Below are 19,944 nucleotides of genomic sequence, written 5' to 3'. Positions count from 1 at the left end.
TGCAAGGATAATGAATGATACTATGAATCAACTACAAATAATTAATATGCCTAAAGGCTGTAGGTATATGAGCGATTATAGTCAACTTATTGATAATATTTTACCGATAGACGGAAAGTTTATTCTAAACAAGACATTGACAGGTTGTGGAGGTACATCATTGTTTCTAAACTCCAGCTTGTCTGTTGTGATAATTTCTCCACGTATTCAAGTGTTGAAGGATAAGCACATCCAACATCCTGATACCTTCTTGTTCCATATTCCCTTATGTAACGATAGAGAAGAAGCAATTAAAGAAAAAATGTCGCAATTGGGATGTTATCTTAGCTATCATGGGAAAAATCCTTTCTGTCATTCACCGAAACCGGCTAAAATATTGGTTACACTGGACTCATCGGGAAAGGTGCTTGACGTACTCAATTCAAGAAGGGAAACGGATTCATTCCTCTTTGTAGTGGATGAATTTCAATGTCTGATTGGGGATGCCGCATTCAAAGGAAATACGGATATGAATTTTCTGATGCGTTTGGATAATGAAGTAAGCCGTATCTGTTATCTCTCTGCCACACCTATACCGGATATGTATCTTAACTATATACCTCAGTTTGCAAATATTCCTTATTGCAAGCTGGAATGGGATCCTGATGTGATTGAAGAACCGACTTTGAAAGAAGTCCAGATGAAGAGAGGCGAGAGTGCAGAAAAAATATGTGGTCAATTAATAGAACGGTATAGAAAGACGGGCTATTTTGAAAGGAAATTCGTACAAGGTCTTGTTGTAGAATCTCACGAAGCTTGCATTTTCTTAAATGAAGTCAAGTCCATACTAAATATTATCAAGCAAAATAATTTGAAACCGGAGGAAGTGACGATTCTATGTTCTGACAGCAAATCATCACTTTTACCGGAAGGCTTTGTAATAGGTGGTTTATGTACAGACAGGAATAATCCAGTAAACAAGCCTTTCACTTTTTGTACAAAAGCCTCCTTCGAGGGTATTGATTTTTATTCCACTAACGCTAGTACTTATATATTCATTAATGCTGGGAAAGAATGGCAGACACTGGATATTGTGCTTGATGTTCCACAAATACTTGGAAGGCAGCGGTTGTATGCAAATCATTTCAGAAACGATGCTACTATCTATTACAAGACAAAGCCTGAAGTGATAAATAAAGAGGAATTCATGCAGAAACAAAATGAAATGGAAGAGAATTCAAAAAAGATTTTGGAAATCTTTCAGACTGCTCCAGCTGATGCGAAAGATCTGCTTATCCAGCTATACCGTGATAAGGCAGCGGATAAAAAGTTTACGGATGATTATATTGACGTTCTACAGGAGAACGGCTGTGAAACTCTTGGGTTCAATCATCTAGTAATGGTAGCGAGATGGAATAAGTGGTATCAAAGGTTTTTCTACTATCAAAATTCCTGCCAACTTTTGACCGGAATTCAGTCTGTATTAAAGATGCGTCAGAAGCCTCAGGATGTTAAGAATTTTGAAAATAAATACTACAATACACCCGAAGAAGATCGGCTATCTATATATGCCGATTTTAGGCATTGTTGTCCTCAGTATGATGAAATTCTTTTACAGAATCCATTCATTGATTTAAGTTTTCATGTTTGGTATGACATGTTCGGTTATGATGTATTGCAGAAACTTTATTTTCAGGAATCAGAAGTGGAAAAAGCTTACAATGAACGACTCGTTCAAGAACCAATAAGGAAGGCTTGCCAACAAGCTTTCGAGGTTGGTGTACTTTATTCTAAACGAGACGTAAAAAACATGCTCCAACAGATATATGATAATCTTGGGCTTTGGGGTAAGACTGCTAAAGCAACAGATCTTTCTGCTTATTTGTCAGTCAAAGAAAAACAGTGTAAAAATGCGGAAGGAAAGCGAGTGTTTTTTATTGAGATAATGTAATCAAATTTTATTCAAAGATGATCGTTCGGGGCGGTGTAGGCTCGTTGGCATAATGCAATAATTCCTTCTCCCGGAGCTGCATTGAAAATAAACCTTCAATTCTGGTGTGAATTCTGGAAGTAAGCTACATAACAGCTTACTTCCATTTTTTAGTGCCCTGTTTCTTTATTAAGGTAGGTAGGAGGGACAAATTATGATATACATATATAATAATTGTATTATGCTGTATATCAATTTGCTGACAGAAGGCAAAAATGGATGTAATGGGGAATTTGTCATCCCTGCTTTCTTTGTGTTTGGAATCATTTAAGAACGCTGAATCCGTTTTTTTATTGCGTCTTTTGATATGCCATAGGCTTCTTCAACTTCTTTATACGTATATGCACCAGATTGTATCTCTTTGTAAAGGAATTTTATTTCTTCAAGGGAATAACGCGATTTTCTTCCTCGTTTTTGTTTATCATTTTTACTATTATCTTCACTGGGAGGTATACCAATGTCATTTTTGTTCCCCTCTTTCACATAACAAAACTGATTGATTTTCGTATTCGCATATTCCAATATATATGCGATATTCTTATTACCATGCTTTAATTTTATAAATCCAAGTACACGCTGTTCATTACTATGCTTGCAGTATGTGAAGTATAGGAAGTTTTGCGTGAAATAAACATTATTTTTATTGCCTCTGACATTATCAGATGTTAATGGTTGTGTTGGTTTCCAATCTGATTTTGTATGATATACTTTTAGTGGAGTTATAGGTTTATTGGGTGCTGAATTCTCTAGACGGAGCTTTTCTAATTTTTCGCTGAATTCTTTCATGGCTTTGACTCCATAAAGTTCTTCAAGTTTTGTGTAATTATCAATAAAAACAGCAATTCCTTTGTTTTTATGTTTGTTCTTTTCGATTACTATTATTTCAATTATCTCTGATGGGTATATTTTAGTATTTCCGTAAACTTCAAGTAAGGGTGTTTTGTCAATAATTTCTCCATAATATTTTTGGATTTCACTGTAATTTTGTTCTAATGTGAATACAATAACCGGGGTTGGAGGTGTTTCAAGCCATTCTTGTGATAAAAGATTGTTACATTCTCCTCTTGCTAATGAAATAGCTAACTGCATAATGAAAGTTGTTTTTCCACAGTCCGTTGGACCGACAAGCCCTGTGTCATACCCTTCTTTTAGCCAAGAGTATCCTAAACAACGTTCTATAGTCTTATCAACTGTTCCATTTAGTACTGCTTCACGATAGCTTTCAATCTTATTTTTTGACATATCATTGGTGGCAAATAAAGGAATCGTTTTTGCCTTATCCCTTTCCATTTTTTGTTGGTGTTGTAGATTTTTTATTTCAATAGTTGCTTCTTTTTTTGCGTTAATAATTTTTATTTTTTCTTCTGTTTTTGCTTTATTTTCTTCCATCCTGCATGAAGAAGCAAATTTTGTTTCTTGTTTGCGGTTTTTCGATAAATTGTTTTGATTTGCTTTTTTTATTTCCATAAAGAGGTAGTAACCTCCTGCTATGGCAAGCAAACTTAAAACAGTGTATCCGCTACCTTTTTTCCAACCATACTTACTGTATAGGTCAGCTATTGTATTAATTGCTTTTGCTGAAAATTCCATAGTTTAATTATTTAGCAATAAAAATGGGCATAAATAACTTTTTATATTTAAGTCATTTATGCCCATTAATTCTATTAATTATTTCTACTCTATTTTATATCTCTATGTTTTTTATATCTGTTTTTGTTAGTTTAAATAGTTTATTCAATAATATGATCATACTTTTGAAAAAAATTACGAAATAAATGGGGCATTTGTGACTAAATGCAGATTTTTTCCTGTCATTTTTTCCAAAATAATTATTCTTCCTTTAGATAAGTTCATATCAAAAAAAGAAATACTATATGTTGCTTTTTTAGCTTCCATATTGATTGCAAATATCCTATTTTTTTTCTTGACAACGATAATCTGATTTATTTTTTTAAGCAATTTTAATATATAGTATATGTGCTTCAGCTATGAAAATCATTAATGCAATAAACTACAACAAGTTTTTCATTGCTTCATCTACTTGTTCGTTATCAAAACGGCTAAGGTAGATTTGAGTGGTTTTAATATCTTGATGCCCCAATGCTTCAGATATGATTCCTATATTAACTCCTGATTTTTTTAAAATGGTTGCAAATGAATGACGGGCAACATAGGTTGTGACCTCTGATTTTATATTCAGTTCTTTAGCGAATATTTTTAACTCTTGGTTTATTTGATGGCAGACCTTGTGTACCCTATTACTTTTTTGCATAGGAGTAATATGTTTCTTTCCATGTAGAATAGGAAATAGATAGATTGCTTGCTTCTGATAGTCAATGTATTTATCTATAATTTTCTGTGCTTTGTCTGAAAGAGGGAGGTTGATGTTTCCATGTGTCTTTTGCCGTTGATAGATAAGCCTACCATCCACTATGTTTTTAGGGGTTAAATTGGCAATATCCACAAATGAGATTCCTCCACATAAATATGAGAATGAAAATAAGTCATGCGTAAGCTGTCTAAGCTCGCTCTTCCCAATACAATTCGCATTGATAATTTTCATAATATCTTTCTTGGATAAAGCTCGTTTAATAGTCTTTGTGTTGAAATGGCTTAATTTGTATTTAATGAACGGATTCTTTTCTCGTGCTACAATTTTAGCTTCAATTGCCTTGTTGAATGCAGCACGTAGAGTCCGAAATTGATAGCTGAGAGTTGTATCTTTGTTTCCTTTACTACGCATCCAATCTTCAAACTTACGACAGAAGGTTACATCAATGTGGCTGAAAGTATAGTTCAATTTCTTCCCATGATTAAAATTTCTCAAAGTATTGTATGAGTTCAAGTAAGCGTAACTATTACCAATTCTGCCTTTTTGCTTTAATTCTTCTATTAATGACAAGTAAAACTCTTCAACTGTTTTAGCCTTGATTTCTTCTTTTTGCTCGTTGATTAATGAAGAGGCGGTAAATTCTTCATTTTTTGATAACTTCTCTAAGATTAAATGTTGATATTCAGATTTTACTTTTAGAATGATGTTTTGGATTAATTCGTAATCCGGACATTTAGGTTTAGGTTCTTCTTTGCCGAAATCCCAATATTTAGGGTTTATGGAGATTCCTAAACTTTTCATCACTCGTTTTTTGTTCTCTGTAATGCGTAACATAAGAGGGTGGTTTCCATTTGATAACACCTTGCTCTTAAAACAAATCACTGAAACCTTGATACTCATAGTTTTAAAGGTTGTGCAGCGGTTTACACTATGGTTTACACTAACGTCGTTTTCTTACCCTTTTTCATCGTAAAACCAAGAGTTAGATTAAAATAAAAAAGCATCGATAATCATCAGATTATCAATGCTTTCTACCAGTCGGGGTGACTGGATTCGAACCAGCGACCACACGCCCCCCAGACGCGTACTCTAACCGGGCTGAGCTACACCCCGAATTGCGGATGCAAAGGTAAGGCTTTATTTTAAATTAGCAAATTATTTCATATGCTTTTTCTGCTTTTTTAGAATAAGCTGTCGCTGTAATATCTTTAATAATGCCTTTTAGCCCATTGTTTCGCAATAGAAGTCGAACATATCATATACCTCATCTTGAGTGGCACTTTGGTTGATATGGATATCACCTATTTCACCGAGTAGGGTGAAGTTGACATTGCCCAGTGAGGAATTTTTCTTATCATGTTTCATAAACTCGTACAGACGGTCATAATCCTTACAGCTGAATGCCAGTTTTCCGTAATGCTCCTTGATGAACTGTATGGTAGGGCGTAACTTGTCTTTGGGGAAACCAACCTTGAGATGTGAATAATATAGTTCGCACACCATTCCCCATGCTACGGCATATCCATGCAATACAGGATGTCCTGTTTCCAGAGCAAAACTTTCGAATGCATGACCTACGGTATGTCCGAAGTTTAAGGCCTTGCGGATATTTTTCTCGAAAGGATCCTGTTCTACCACTTTTTCTTTTACCTCGATGGAAGTAGCGACAAGTTGTTGCAGATGCTTGTAGTCTACGTGCTCCATATCGAATTTGATAAGCTCGCTCCAGTGCTCCGTGTTGCTGATAAGTCCGTGCTTCAGCATTTCCGCATATCCCGACAAGATATTGGGATAATCGAGTGATTTAAGAAATTCACAGTCTATCAGAACATAATTGGCTGGTGCGAACACTCCAATCTCATTTTTCAACCCATTGAAGTTGATGCCTGTCTTTCCTCCTACAGAAGCATCTACCATGGCCAGTAATGTAGTAGGAATGTTAACCATGTCGATACCTCGTTTGAAAGTAGCAGCTGCAAAACCACCCAGGTCGGTTATCATACCTCCGCCCAGATTGATCATCAGTGAGTGGCGTGTACCTCCCTTGTTGCTAAGCTGGCTCCATACGTAGGCAAGAGTTTCCAGATTCTTATGAATATCTTCCACTCCGATGCAAATATGTTCTGCCTGTGCAAGAAACGGATATTTTTCGATAATCGGAAGGCAATACGTGCGCGTATGCTCGTCGGTCAGAATAAATAATTTATCGTATGTTTTGCTGGTGACTGCCTTTTGCAGGTTTTCTTCCAGGTTATGGCAGATTACAACTTCTTGTTTACTCATAAATCTATTGTTTTTCCTGCAAAAATAGAAAAAAAGTAAAAAGTACATGTGTGTACGTTGACAATTAATTATTTTTGTGCTGAATTTACCAATAAATTGATTTATGAAAGGAATATTACCGGTTGCCTGTAGAATAGCAGGATACGCATTACTTATTTTATCTGTTTTTGTGCCTTTGTTGATGTATATGTTTGGTCAGGTACACGACGGGAATCTGATTTATGTAAAATTGGGGATTAAGTTGGTTGTCTGGCTGTCGCTGTTCATGATTTTTCTCTCTAAAGTAAAGGATGAGGCCGAAGAGACGGCATGTCTGCGCAGTAAAGCTATGAAATATGCCTTATATATCTGGGGAGTGTATTACATCGTGATGCTGATAAAGGGAGCAGTAAACCAAGATTTGCAGGTGGCCGACAATTCTGTCGGAATAGTTTATCTGATTATCTGTGTGATTTGTTGGGAGTTTTTGTATCAGAAGCATCGTATAGAAAAAACGTTCAGAAAAAAATAAGTTTTAAAAAAGGTTGCAATATTAAACCTTTAAAATGTTTTGATGTCAAACCAGCGTTAAAACATTTGATTAGATCGGAATAATGAAAAACTGGGTTATGGGGCTGCTACTGTTATCCTGTGGGATATACGCTTTTGGACAAAGCAGAGGTAGCAAAGGTTTAGTTTCGGGTACAGTTGTCGATGGAGATGATAACTCACCGGTGATGCAGGCTACGGTACAGATTCTTGCGTTGAAAGATAGTTCGATGGTAGCTGGTAATGTGACTGATTTGGACGGACGCTTTTCTTTGTCAGCTCGTCCGGGTAAATACCTGTTGAAGGTTTCCTTTGTCGGATATTCGCCGTCTTTTCAGCCTATTACATTAACGAGTTCTAAACCACGTCTTAATCTGGGAACAATCTCCCTGCACTCGGATGCAGTTATGCTTGAAGGAGCTGTCATTGTAGCTCAGGCACCAGAGGTTACTGCTGCCGAAGATACATTGGTATACAATAGCTCTGCATATCGTGTTCCGGAGGGTTCTGCACTGGAAGAACTGGTTAAGAAATTGCCGGGAGCAGAAATTGACGATGACGGTAAAATTACGATCAACGGAAAGAAAATAAAGAAAATTATGATCGACGGCAAGGAGTTTTTTGCCGATGATCCTAATATCGCCATGAAGAACCTGCCGGTTAATATCATCGATAAGATACGTGCCTATGAAAAACAGTCGGATATGGCACGAATGACTGGTGTGGACGATGGAGAAGAGGAAACCGTGCTCGACCTGAGTGTGAAGCCCGGAATGAATCAGGGATGGATTGGTAATACCGATCTGGCTGCCGGTACGAAAGACCGTTATAGCGGAAAGGTGATGATCAATCATTTCCGCAACAAGAACCAGCTGACTGCCATCGGTTCGGTCAATAACGTAAATGACAATGCTTTTCCCGGTGGAGGTGGAGGATTCCGTAAGGGAGGAAACGGTCTGACTGCTGTGAAAATGGCAGGTGTGAACTTTGCCACTGAAACAGAAAAGTTGAAGACTGAAGGAAGTGTCAACTTTAATTATAAGGATGCTGATATCGTCAGTAAACAGGCATCCGAAACTTTTGTATCATCGGAAAGCAGTTCTTTTAAAAACGCGTTAGACCATTCTCGCAATAAAACTACCAAGCTGGTGGCAGATGCCTTTATCGAGTGGAAACCGGATACTATGACTACTTTTGTATTCCGTCCTCGTTTCAGCTATGGTAAGACCGACAATACCAACGGACAGAACTCTTATACATTCAGTCAGGATCCTGGATATACAACTGATGAACTTTTCGGTACGGACGACTTGACTTCGCTGGTTTCCGAAGAAGATATTATCAATACGGTGCTGAAGAATACACTGAAAAAAGGTGATGACCTGACTGTAGGAGGTTCGGTGCTCGTGAACCGGAGATTAGGCAAGCTTGGCCGGAATATTACATTCCGTGGAAAATATAATTACACCAATAGCAGCAGTGAACAGTTTTCTACATCGGAAACAGAGTATTTCCAGAAAACTCCGGAAGAACGTATGGAAATATTGAACCGCTATATTACAACTCCTACAAAGAGCTACGATTATAGTGCGCGTCTGACGTACAGTGAGCCGATTTTTACCGGGGGATTTTTGCAGTTCAGCTACAATTTCCAGTATAAACACTCTACCACAGATAATTCTACATTCGATATGGGTGACAACTGGACGATTGGTGACGGAGTGAATGAAAGTAATCCGGGAGTGCTCAACAACGACTTGAGCAAGAGTGCAGCCTATAATTATTATAATCACCAGATGGATGTTACTTTCCGCTGGATACGTGAGAAGATGCGCTTGAATGCGGGAGTCAGCTTCCAGCCTCAGAAGTCGGATCTTTCTTATAAGAAAGGTGATCTGGATACAACGACTGTCAGAAATGTATTTAATTTTACTCCGACATTCGATTTCCGCTATAAATTCTCAAAAACCAGTCAGTTGCGCTTGCGTTATCGCGGACAGGCTTCTCAGCCGAACATGGTAGATTTGCTGCCTATCTCCGATAATACAGACCCGCTTAATATTCGGAACGGTAATCCAGGACTGAAGCCGACATTTACAAATGAATTGCGTGCCGAATATAATTTCTTTAATACGGAAAAACAACGGGGAATGTTTTCATTTTTCCGTTACCAGAATATCATGAACAATATAAGCGACCGCAAAGTCTACGATTCGGAAACCGGTGGATATGTTACTACTCCTGAAAATATTAACGGAAACTGGAACCTGATCGGAATGGTGGGAACCAACATTGCCTTGAGAAACAAGAAATATACCATCAATACGTTTACCAGAGCAAATTACCAGAATATGGTGAGCTATATAAGCGAGAAGGATCTTGTTTCTGATACAGACAAGAATATTACCAAACGCTTGTCGCTGGGTGAACGTTTAAGAGGTACGTACCGTAATGACTGGTGGGAGTTCTCTCTGAATGGCTCACTCGATTATACCCATTCGAGAAACAGTTATCAGGAAAGCAACAATCTGGATACTTATCAGTTTGCTTATGGAGCCAGCACCAATGTGCGTTTGCCGTGGAATATGTCCATTTCTACAGATTTGTCGCAGAACTCCCGCAGAGGATATGCCGAGTCGAGTATGAATACCGATGAACTAATTTGGAACGCTCAGATTTCTCAGGACTTTTTGAAGGGAAATGCTGCTACCGTAAGTATTCAGTTCTATGATATATTGAGAAACCAGAGCAATATCAGTCGTGTAATTACGGCTGCTATGCGTCAGGATACTGAGTATAATGCTATTTATAGCTATTGCATGGTACATTTCATCTATCGTCTGAACCTGTTCGGCGGTAAGGGAGCTGGTAAGGGAGGTCCCGGCTTTGCGCCTCCCGGACCTGGCGGACGTCATGGAGGATTTGGTGGTCCTCCCCATCGCCGGTTTTAAATAATATTCGAAAACGGAGATTCGCATAATGGCGGATACTCCGTTTTTTGTTCGTATGCTCGGCATGAGTATTAGCTAACGGGTGCAAGTCCCCAATGAGCCCTAATAGCGGGAATCATACAGCCAAAAGCAAGGGTGTCCATCGCGAGTTGGAATCTGAAAGAAGCTGGCGGCAAACATCTGGTCTGACGAACAGAAACTTCATATAAGGCATATGACCGTGGGTAAGGTTGCGAAACAAACTAAAGCCCTATAGCTATTCGGGACGGTTAGTGTAAATGGAGCAGACATAAGATTGAAAGTTAATACCCTTATCCGAGGATGTCTCACGGACATATGGTGAGGATGAATGATTCGAAGTACCATGATGGAGTAAAGCTTGCCGTGAGAAGTCAGCAGAGGTCGTAGTACCCAAGGCATGTATGCCTATAGGGAAGGACCAAACTTTATTTAAACGGCATAACTGAAAACTACCGTTTGTTGGAACGAATGCATAAAACCAAAACAGAAGTATTGGGCTACCTTTAAAGAGATAGGACGGAATGCGAAGGGTATAAAGGAGCGCAGACCTACAAATGGATGGTTGAAGAAGATGTCGTGGAAGTGTCTTTCGAAGAATACGAAAGGCATCCATAGTAAAGAACCGCCGTATGCCGAACGGCACGTACGGTGGTGTGAGAGGTCGGAAAACGAAAGTAGGAAGAAAACTACTTCGTTTTCCTCCTACTCGTTGTATCGGTTGGGTTGCCAGTGAATCTTTGTAAGGGAAATATTTTAAACAATTTTAGACTCCCTCCGATTTTCATGTTTGCGGAATCATTTAATTTTTCCTATTTTTGTCCGAATAGCAGAAATTTAGTATGAGAAAATTTTTTTATATCCTTTTGCTTTTGTTCGTCAGTGCTTTAGCTCAGGCACAAATGAACTGTACGTTTACTCATTATTCTCAGGAGAATGGTCTGTCCGAGAATTCGGTAATGGATATGGTACAGGATCACGACGGTATGATATGGTTTGCAACGTGGGATGGAATCAATCGCTTCAATGGCTACGACTTTAAGGTTTATAAGGCCCGTAAGGAAAACGATATGCGATGGAGTTCCAATCGTGTAGACCATTTGCAGGTCGACAAGTATGGAGATGTATGGTGCATTACTTACGATGGGAAGGCATTCCGTTTCGATAAGCGGATGGAAGCGTTTACCGAAGTTACGGCAAATGGGGCTGAAAAAGACTTGGTTATAACTTCTATCTTGCCGTTGGATAATGGAACTGTATGGCTGCTTACTGATAAAAACGGAGGTATCAGAGTGGTGCCTGACAGGAAAACCGGAACACTTGCTTCGAAAGTTTATTTGTCTACTGCTTCAAAAGAAAAAGGTACTGCTATCAAGACTGTTTTTTTAGACAAGAAAAACAGAGAGTGGCTACTTACAAAAGATGGATTGCTTTGCATCGAAGGTAATAATGGAAAGCAGACTCCTTTTTTTGTAAATACGCATCCTGAATCCGGACGGCCTAACCAGTCTTTTTTTTCGGCTGCATTCGTTAACGGACACGTATATTTTACCTCTAATAAAGGACGGGTATGGAAATACTCGCTGAAGGATGAAACATTCGAGTTGAAAGACCTGGGCTTGCAGGACGATGTGATAAGCATACGGGAATTGTCTGGAGGAAAGGTCATTATGGCTACCCGCCGGTCGGGCTTTGTTGTGGGAGATGCAGCGCTCGAATCACTGAAGTATTACGGTCTGAAAAATGAATTTGATTTTTCTCAGCATCCGATACGGTCAATATATGTCGACAGTCATAATGAGGTCTGGTTCGAAGTAAACAAGATTGGTACGGTCTGTCATTTTAATCCGTCGACGGAGGTGTTCAAGGTGGAACAGGTTCCGGTTGAAAAAGAACCGGGTGATGCTCCAAAGTTTGCTGTCTGCGAGGATAAGCAAGGCAATCTGTGGGTACATCCGGTAGGAGGAGGACTGTCTTGGTTCGACAGAGAAAGTAATGAGCTGAAGCCTTTCTATAATGAAGTGGGAACAGATGCATGGCGCTTCTCAAACAAACTTCATGCTATGATGCTCGACCATCAGGGCAATTTATGGCTGGGCACTCATTCCAAAGGACTGGATAAGGTTACATTCTTCAAAAACGAATTCCAGTTGATTAAGCCGCAGAACTGTAAGTACGATACCAATGCCAATCAGGTACGTTCGCTTTGTCAGGATTCCCGTAAGCAGTTGTGGATAGGTACACGTAATAGTAAAGTTTCTGTGTATTCTCTTGACTTCCAGTTACAGGGTTATCTTACAGTCGACGGACGCATATCACTTACTGGCACTCCTTTCAGAGGATCTGCCTATAAGATAATAGAGGATTCGAAAAAAAATATCTGGATTGCTACGAAAGGAAACGGAATCGTTCAGCTGATACCGCAGGGAAGCGGATATAAGATGCTTCATTATACTTACGATGCCAACGATATCTATAGTCTGAGCCATAACAATGTGTACGACTTGTGTGAAGACAGTTACGGTCGTATCTGGGTTGTTACTTTCGGTGGAGGTATCGATTACATCGAAAAGGAGAGTGATGGAAGTGTCCGTTTTATAAACTCGCGCAATAATCTGAAATCGTATCCAATGGAACGTTGCTATAAGGCACGTCGTATGTTGCTCGACAAAAAAGGTATGCTGTGGGTAGCTACTTCCAATGGACTGCTGGCTTTCAGTGAAAAGTTCGAACGTCCCGATACGATTGATTTTCATTTGTTCGTGTGCATGCCTAATAAGCGTGAAGTGTTGAGCTGCAACGATATATACGATATCTTGCTTACACACGACGGACGTCTGTTTTTTGCTACTTTCGGTGGAGGACTGAATGAGCTTAAGAGCCTTGATAAGAATGGTAACGGCCTGTTTACTTCGTATTCGGCAAAAGACGGACTTCCTACCGATGTACTTTCTTCACTTGCCGAAGATACGAAAGGAGATATATGGATTGGTTCGGAAAGCGGTCTGAGCAAGATGGATATTGTCAACCATCATTTCGATAATTATCTGAAGCAGGAGATAGGAGAGGAGCTTTCGTTTGAAGAAAGTACGGCAATACGTGCCGAAGACGGACGCTTGCTGTTCGGAACAAACAGAGGACTTTTGTGCTTTACTCCCGAACTGATACGGAAAAACTCCTATGTGCCTGGCATTGTATTGTCGGGCTTGAAGATAGCCAATAAAGATGTTGTTCCCAGACCGGAATCCGTATTGCCTGAGTCTTTGAACAGTTTGTCGCATTTGTATTTGTCGCATAAGGAAAACACCGTAACGCTTTCTTTTGCTGCTCTGGATATGAGTTTCCCGGAAAATGTAAAGTATGCCTATATGCTCGACGGGTTCGATAAGGAGTGGAATTATGTGGGTAAACAGCGTACGGCTACTTATACAAACCTGCCGAAAGGTAATTATGTCTTTCGTGTGAAGTCGACCAACGGAGCCGGTATCTGGGTGGAGAACGAACGTGCCTTGCGGATAACCGTCAAGCCTTCGTTTTGGGAGACTCCTTATGCCTATGTGATTTACACATTAGGCTTTATGCTGATTCTGCTGGTTGGAGCCTATACACTTTTCGTTATTTACCGGTTGAAACATGAGGTGTCTGTCGAACAGCAGGTAACGGACATGAAGCTCCGCTTCTTTACCAATATCTCTCATGAACTCCGTACACCGCTTACCTTGATAGAGGGACCGCTGGAATATATCTTGAAACGTTCGGATTTAAGTAAGGACGTACGCGAACAGTTGCAGGTGGTAGAACGTAATACACATCGGATGCTGAGGCTTGTCAATCAGATTCTGGATTTCCGTAAGATACAGAATCACAAGATGAAACTATGCATCGAACAGATTGATATCGTCGCGTTTGTACATAAGATTATGGAGAATTTTGAATCCATAGCCGAATCGAACAAGATTGATTTTATTTTCGAAACCGAACAGCCTAAGCTCAAGTTGTGGGTAGACGCTGACAAGGTAGAGAAAATAGTCTTCAATTTGCTGTCGAATGCATTCAAGTATACGCAGCCCGGAAAAAACATTACCGTATTTATCCTTGAAAATGAAGATACGGTTACCGTAGGAGTGCAGGATCAGGGTAGAGGTATTTCTGAAAATAAGAAGGCTTCACTGTTTGTACGTTTTGAAACCCTGCTCGATAAGAACCTGTTCAATCCGAACAGTTCTGGCATCGGACTTTCGCTTGTGAAAGAACTGGTGGAAATGCACCATGCCAGCATACATGTAGACAGTAAGGAAGGAGAAGGCAGTTGCTTTAGCGTAGACTTCCTGAAGGGAAAAGACCATTACGGTGAGAATGCCGAATTTGTCTTGTCGGATAACGTGGAAATAATCGGTGAAGCATCCAAGCATTCCTTGCCTGTGGATGTCGAAACTCCTGCCGTTGCTGTACCGGAGGATAAGCCGGAAGCTGTTCCTGCTGCTGATGAGGCAGACAAGGCATCGGTTTCTGAAACAAAGACAATGCTGCTCATAGAAGACAATCTGGAGTTGCGCTTCTTCTTGCGGAGCATTTTCAGCCAGCGTTTCCGCATTATAGAAGCTGCCAACGGAGTGGAAGGACTGGAGAAAGCCATTAAGTATGTGCCCGATATCATAATCAGTGATATTATGATGCCCGAGAAGGACGGAATAACTCTGGTGAAGGAACTGAGGGAGGAACTGACTACCAGCCACATTCCAATCGTATTGCTTACTGCAAAGACCGATATGGACACCAAGTTGCAGAGTCTGGAACTGGGGGCCGACAGTTATATCACCAAACCGTTCAGTGCCACTTACCTCGAAGCACGTGTTGATAACCTGCTGGCACGCCGTCAGAAGTTGCGTCAGTTCTATTGCGACCACCTGATGGATATCAATCCTCCGAAAGTGGAAAATGAGGAAGAAGAGGTAGATGTCATGTCGCAGCAGGACCGTCGTTTCCTGGAGCAGCTGACAAACTTTATGGAACGGAATATCGACAATGGAGAACTTGTTGTAGACGATCTGGTGCATGAAATGGCTGTGAGCCGTTCAGTCTTCTTCAAGAAGCTGAAATCATTGACCGGACTTGCTCCGATAGAATTTATCAAGGAAATGCGTGTGAAACGTGCTGCCCAGCTTATCGAGACTGGAGAGTTTAACATGACACAGATTTCGTATATGGTGGGAATCAACGATCCGCGTTACTTCAGCAAGTGCTTCAAGCAACGCTTTGGCATGACTCCTACCGAATACCGTGAAAAGCAGAAAAACAAATAATTGAGATTTTTTTATCGGGGAACCTTTCCGGAAATTTGTACAAAAGCAAAAGGATATTGTACAAATTTCCGGATTTTTTGTTGATAAGTTTTGGCTATTTAGCCTGTTTTTACTTATTGATTTTAGCATATTTTCATTAGAGAAAGATTAGTTTAATTAGGAAAAAAACTTTTTTTTTGTGTTTTTTATATAGAGAATAATTATATTTGTTGTGCTTTTATAAATGGATATGTAAAGTTCTTAACAAGTCAAAGAAGCTTTTTGAGGAGTAAGTATTAACCTAATTAGTGAAAAGGCATGACACTCTTGTATAAAAATGAACATATTTCGTGTACTAATTATGCGGAAGAATTCAATAAAGTTTTTACGTTGATGGAGATTCCCGAAGGGCATACTGTGGAACGTCGGTTTCTTAATACAACTTTTTTGGTTATTTTGTTACAAGGAGATATTGAGATAAGATATGAAATAGATAAATATTTTACTCCTCAATTGGGGTATATGTTTTTACTTCCAAAAAATAAACAAATAACGACCTTTGCTCGGAAAGCTACGACCTTATTATTATGTTCGTTTACAAACGATTTGAAGTTGTGCTCGCGTTTTTCCATTCAACAGTTGTCGCATTTTATATCTGAAAGCGCTTGTCAAAATCCATATTGCTTGAAACTAGATATACGCTTGCAAAGTTTCTTTTCTTTACTAGTAGATTGTTTAAAAGAGGGATTGGGGTGCATACACTATCATCAGATAAAGCGTGATGAACTTTTCTTGTATTTGCGTGCCGGATATACAAAAGAAGAACTGGCTTTGTTTTTCTATCCCGTTTTGGGCCAAAATTTAGAATTTAAGGATTTTGTATTAATGAATAGCCGCAAGATATTTGATGTCAAGAATTTTGCTTTACAGGCAAATATGAGTCAGAGTACGTTTAATCGGCGCTTTAAGGAAACTTTCAATGAAACAGCTAAAAACTGGCTCTTATTACGTAAACAGGAGTTTGTGAAGCGCGATATTGCTTTGAGCAATTTGTCATTTAGTGAGATTGCCGAAAAATATAAGTTCTCTTCAACCTCGTATCTGGATACATTCTGTAAAAAATATTTTGGAAAGACTCCTAAAGAAATACGAAAAGAAGCAATTGGAAAAAACTGTATAGGTTGACTAGAATTATAGGGTGATTGTAAATTGTAATTATTTGACGTGAATTTGTAATTTTTGTATTTCCGTTGCTGTTTACCTTTGCAAAAAAATAAAATGATAGTGTAGATGATACGGAAATATAGAAAATTACTCTTTCTATGTGCCTTTCTGTGTTTCGGAGGAAACGGAAATGCTCAAAACGTAGCTTTGAAGACAAATGCTCTTTATTGGGGAGCTACTACCCCCAATGCCAGCGTTGAAATTGGTTTGAGCCGAAAGTTTACTACCGACTGGCAGCTGGCATACAATCCTTGGACGTTTAGGGATGACAGAAAGATGCGTTTCTGGCTTGTGCAACCAGAATTGAGATACTGGTTCTGCGAGAGTTTTGAAGGTCATTTTGTAGGAGCTCACTTGCATGGAGCACAATATTATGGAGGTTTCAGTGATAAGCGATACGACGGTTGCTTGACCGGAGGGGGAGTAACCTATGGCTACAACTGGATATTGTCGTCGCACTGGAATCTGGAAGCGCTGATTGGTGCCGGATACGCTCGCCTGTGGTATAAGGAGAGTCCCCGCATTCCTTGTAGTAAGTGCCATGAAGACAAGACCAAAGATTATTGGGGGCTTACAAAATTGGCTGTATCGGTTTCTTATATCTTTTAAACGTTTGCAATATGAAATTCAGATATACATATTTAATCTGGGCTGGATGCTTGTGGCTTGGAGTAGCCGGCTGTGCATCATCGGGTATGAATAAGAAAGTTGCGGTAACACCGGTGCGTACGCTTACTCCCGACAGCATGTCTACTGTGGGTGTGGATGTGAATATTCACATTCCGGCAAAGGCCTTTACAGGTCGCACCCGCCTCATTGTTGTTCCGCAGTTGCTGCAGAAAGACTCTATGCTGGCAGAATACACTCCTATGGTGTTCGATGCTCCTATCTATAGTAAGAAAATGAACCGCCGTGTACTTCTCGACGGCTATGTTGATACACTGGCAAATGTCGCACGCAAGGTAAACAACCGCAAGGAGTACGATGTAACCTATTCCGAACGGGTAGCCGTGCCTGCCGATATTGACGGCGGACGCATTGTGGCCGTACTTTCTACCGACGGATGTGGTGAGTGTGGTATTGCCGATACCGTAGATATTGCTTACATCAACAATATCCCTACGCTGATAGAACCTAAGAAATCGCTTCAACTGAACTGGATTGAGCCAGAGTTTGTTATCCGTCCCAAGGTTATGGAAGGCAGAGGAGAAGCTTTGTTGCAGTTCGTGATAAACCGTTACGACATCAACCTCTCGCTGGGTGATAACCGCAACGAGATGAACCGTATGCTTGCTACGCTGCAGAAAATCGTGACAGACTCGCTTGCCACACTGAACAGGGTAAGCATTTACGGTATGGCATCGGCTGACGGTTCGTATGCTTTCAATACTACCTTGTCGCGCAACCGTGCCAATTCTGCCAAAAACTGGCTGGTAGACCAGCTTCATATCAGTGCGTCGCAGGCTTCACGTTTCAGTGTCGGTTCCCGTCCCGAAGGCTGGATGCCGGTGCTGCAGGCAATGATTGCCGACGGACACCCCGACTCGCTGAAGGTAAGAGAAATATTAGATAAGTATAATGCCGAGAACGACGATGTGGCAGAACACTATATCCGCCGTCTGTCTTGCTGGAACGACATCAAAAACAATTACTTGCAGAAAGACCGCAAGGTAGAATACGTATATACATATACACTGAAGAGTTTCACTACCGATGCCGAACTGCTCGACATGTACGGCAAGCGTCCCGATGCCTTCAATGAAGAAGAGCTGTTGCGCGTATCGACCCTGAAGAAGACTCCCGAAGAGAAGAAGGAGGTATACCGTACCATTCTGCACTACTTCCCGCAGTCGCAGGTGGCAGCCAATAATCTGGCGGTACTTCTGCTGCGTGAAGACAAGGCAGATGAGGCCGAGGCAGTGCTCAACGGGTTGAAAGAATATTCACCCGAGGTGCTGAATACCAAGGCAGCCGTATATGTATATAAGGGAAACAACGAAAAAGCTATTGAGCTGCTTCAGACCAATACCGAACTGCCTCAGGCGCGCTACAACCTGGCATTGCTTAAGGCACAGGAAAGAAAGCTGCAAGAGGCATACACGCTGATGCAAGGGTACGAAGACGTGAATGCGGCGGTTGTATCGCTCAGTGTTGGCGATACACAGCATGCGGCTTCCATTATGGATCGCTGCGAAGACCACACTCCGCTGGCAGAATACGTACGTGCGCTGGTGGCTGCACGTATGCAGAAAGAGGCAGACGAGGTAGCAGCCCGTTTGGAACATGCGCTGCCCGACAGCCGATTAAAGGAACGAATGCAAACAGAGCCGGATTTCCTTCCTTACCTTACGACACCGGCATTTCAAGCATTGACAGAAGGAAAAGACTATGAGTAAAGGAATAAAGATATTGTATGTATTGCCGGTGGCTGTGTGTCTTCTGTGGAGCAGTTGCATACGCGACTCCATTCCTCCCTGTCCGCCGCTGCAGGTTACGCTTACAGTAAAAGATAAGAATTACTTCAACATCGACGATGCCGTGAAGCTGGGACTGATGGAGCGCAAGGCAGAAAACCTGCCGTTTCGCGATTACGTGAGCACGCTATATTACATTGTACACGATGCCGAAGGAAAGGTAGTGGCAGAGCAGAAAAATACGCTGGTAGACAACGATAATCAGACTCAGCTTATCACTCTTCCCGAGTCGTTGCCGTATGGAAAATATACTCTTACCGTATGGGGAAACATGAAGAGCGATGAACCGCTGGGAGAAGATGCTACTACGGCAGAAATGGAAGCTGTGGGTGCGGCGGCAAACGACATCTATCTGGCAAGTGCTACGTTCGACTATCGTTACGGCAACGAAGAACATTCGCTTGCCATGGAGCGTACCAAGGGCAACTTGCTTATCAAGGCGGAGGGAATCCCCGATAACATCGACTTCTCCACCAAGGATATACAGGATATTTACAATTTTGTAGACAATGGTTTCCATTATTCTAGTCTGACCGATATACATACCGAGCTCGAGTGGCAGGAGATACGCAGTGAAATAAAGAGCGAAACCCTGATGTGTCCGTCGCCGTCGTACGAAGGTTCTACGCTGAGTGTGATGTTTATCGACAAATCGGCAGCCGGAAGTCAGGGCAGAGCTGCTTATTATCCTACGCTGGAGCCACAGGACATAAACATCACCATGGGGCGTAACGAGATTACCATCCTGAAGTATGTGTATGTAGACGAAGGCGGAAGCGGTGAGGGCGACTTCGAGATTTACCTTCGGGTAAACGACAACTGGGAGTTACTGCACGATATGGAACTGGATTGATTGACCGATTATTGATAATGTTATTATTTA

At 40.8% G+C, this 19,944-nt stretch carries 12 protein-coding genes and 1 tRNA gene; 8 read left to right on the top strand and 5 right to left on the bottom strand.

From position 1 onward, the window contains the following. Positions 1-10: 10 nt before the first annotated feature. The gene (locus BACCOP_RS15960; RefSeq protein WP_007570978.1) at positions 11-1,930 is read left to right on the top strand and encodes a DEAD/DEAH box helicase family protein; all 1,920 of its coding nucleotides are present in this window, start codon (positions 11-13) and stop codon (positions 1,928-1,930) included. A gap of 306 nt (positions 1,931-2,236) precedes the next feature. Here BACCOP_RS15960 and BACCOP_RS15955 read toward each other — a convergent pair whose 3' ends face one another. The 4 genes from BACCOP_RS15955 to aroB form a co-directional block, all read right to left on the bottom strand. After that, entirely contained in the window at positions 2,237-3,559 is a 1,323-nt protein-coding gene (locus tag BACCOP_RS15955; protein ID WP_007570976.1) for a hypothetical protein, read from the bottom strand. A 421-nt stretch (positions 3,560-3,980) separates the two neighbouring features. After that, positions 3,981-5,201: a site-specific integrase gene (locus BACCOP_RS15945; RefSeq protein ID WP_007570973.1), complete on the bottom strand. Its 1,221-nt coding sequence runs from the start codon at positions 5,199-5,201 to the stop codon at positions 3,981-3,983. Between the two features lie 138 nt (positions 5,202-5,339). Beyond that, positions 5,340-5,414 (bottom strand) — tRNA-Pro (locus BACCOP_RS15940). A 108-nt stretch (positions 5,415-5,522) separates the two neighbouring features. Continuing rightward, the gene (gene aroB, locus BACCOP_RS15935) at positions 5,523-6,584 is read right to left on the bottom strand and encodes a 3-dehydroquinate synthase (RefSeq protein WP_007570971.1); all 1,062 of its coding nucleotides are present in this window, start codon (positions 6,582-6,584) and stop codon (positions 5,523-5,525) included. Positions 6,585-6,687: 103 nt separating this feature from the next. Between aroB and BACCOP_RS15930 the strand changes: the two genes are divergently transcribed. Both BACCOP_RS15930 and BACCOP_RS15925 read left to right on the top strand, forming a co-directional pair. Continuing rightward, positions 6,688-7,095 carry a hypothetical protein gene (locus BACCOP_RS15930; protein WP_007570969.1) on the top strand — a complete coding sequence of 136 codons (408 nt, stop codon included), beginning with the start codon at positions 6,688-6,690 and terminating at the stop codon, positions 7,093-7,095. Between the two features lie 82 nt (positions 7,096-7,177). Continuing rightward, positions 7,178-10,063 (top strand): TonB-dependent receptor, encoded by a 2,886-nt coding sequence (locus BACCOP_RS15925; protein WP_007570967.1) that lies wholly within the window; start codon positions 7,178-7,180, stop codon positions 10,061-10,063. A gap of 256 nt (positions 10,064-10,319) precedes the next feature. Here the strand turns inward: BACCOP_RS15925 and BACCOP_RS21220 are convergent, their stop codons facing one another. Next, on the bottom strand, positions 10,320-10,814 hold the full coding sequence (locus BACCOP_RS21220) for a hypothetical protein (RefSeq protein ID WP_083779594.1): 495 nt from the start codon (positions 10,812-10,814) through the stop codon (positions 10,320-10,322). 109 nt (positions 10,815-10,923) lie between these two features. Here BACCOP_RS21220 and BACCOP_RS15920 point away from each other — a divergent pair, with 109 nt between their 5' ends. The 5 genes from BACCOP_RS15920 (at position 10,924) to BACCOP_RS15900 (ending at position 19,914) form a co-directional block, all read left to right on the top strand. Then, entirely contained in the window at positions 10,924-15,384 is a 4,461-nt protein-coding gene (locus BACCOP_RS15920; RefSeq protein WP_007570957.1) for a hybrid sensor histidine kinase/response regulator transcription factor, read from the top strand. 663 nt (positions 15,385-16,047) lie between these two features. Continuing rightward, complete coding sequence (locus tag BACCOP_RS21215) at positions 16,048-16,548, top strand: helix-turn-helix transcriptional regulator (RefSeq protein ID WP_227994709.1); 501 nt, start codon at positions 16,048-16,050, stop codon at positions 16,546-16,548. A gap of 105 nt (positions 16,549-16,653) precedes the next feature. Further along, on the top strand, positions 16,654-17,196 hold the full coding sequence (locus BACCOP_RS15910; protein WP_007570950.1) for a DUF3575 domain-containing protein: 543 nt from the start codon (positions 16,654-16,656) through the stop codon (positions 17,194-17,196). Positions 17,197-17,207: 11 nt separating this feature from the next. Further along, a complete protein-coding gene (locus BACCOP_RS15905; RefSeq protein ID WP_007570949.1) occupies positions 17,208-18,983 on the top strand; it encodes an OmpA family protein in 1,776 nt (591 codons plus the stop codon). Next, positions 18,976-19,914 carry a FimB/Mfa2 family fimbrial subunit gene (locus BACCOP_RS15900; protein WP_007570948.1) on the top strand — a complete coding sequence of 313 codons (939 nt, stop codon included), beginning with the start codon at positions 18,976-18,978 and terminating at the stop codon, positions 19,912-19,914. Before BACCOP_RS15905 ends, BACCOP_RS15900 begins: the two co-directional genes overlap by 8 nt. The last annotated feature ends 30 nt before the right edge of the window (positions 19,915-19,944 follow it).

It is taken from the genome of Phocaeicola coprocola DSM 17136, assembly GCF_000154845.1.
Lineage (GTDB): Bacteria > Bacteroidota > Bacteroidia > Bacteroidales > Bacteroidaceae > Phocaeicola > Phocaeicola coprocola.
The sequence above is the reverse complement of the archived record's forward strand: the minus strand, read 5'-3'. Positions and strand labels throughout refer to the sequence as shown.

What these genes read in the sequence shown, in the direction of transcription:
- BACCOP_RS15960 (WP_007570978.1), top strand. Translation starts at nt 11, where the DNA reads ATGAATGATACTATGAATCAACTACAAATAATTAATATGCCTAAAGGC.
- BACCOP_RS15955 (WP_007570976.1), bottom strand. Translation starts at nt 3,559, where the DNA reads ATGGAATTTTCAGCAAAAGCAATTAATACAATAGCTGACCTATACAGT.
- BACCOP_RS15945 (WP_007570973.1), bottom strand. Translation starts at nt 5,201, where the DNA reads ATGAGTATCAAGGTTTCAGTGATTTGTTTTAAGAGCAAGGTGTTATCA.
- aroB (WP_007570971.1), bottom strand. Translation starts at nt 6,584, where the DNA reads ATGAGTAAACAAGAAGTTGTAATCTGCCATAACCTGGAAGAAAACCTG.
- BACCOP_RS15930 (WP_007570969.1), top strand. Translation starts at nt 6,688, where the DNA reads ATGAAAGGAATATTACCGGTTGCCTGTAGAATAGCAGGATACGCATTA.
- BACCOP_RS15925 (WP_007570967.1), top strand. Translation starts at nt 7,178, where the DNA reads ATGAAAAACTGGGTTATGGGGCTGCTACTGTTATCCTGTGGGATATAC.
- BACCOP_RS15920 (WP_007570957.1), top strand. Translation starts at nt 10,924, where the DNA reads ATGAGAAAATTTTTTTATATCCTTTTGCTTTTGTTCGTCAGTGCTTTA.
- BACCOP_RS15910 (WP_007570950.1), top strand. Translation starts at nt 16,654, where the DNA reads ATGATACGGAAATATAGAAAATTACTCTTTCTATGTGCCTTTCTGTGT.
- BACCOP_RS15905 (WP_007570949.1), top strand. Translation starts at nt 17,208, where the DNA reads ATGAAATTCAGATATACATATTTAATCTGGGCTGGATGCTTGTGGCTT.
- BACCOP_RS15900 (WP_007570948.1), top strand. Translation starts at nt 18,976, where the DNA reads ATGAGTAAAGGAATAAAGATATTGTATGTATTGCCGGTGGCTGTGTGT.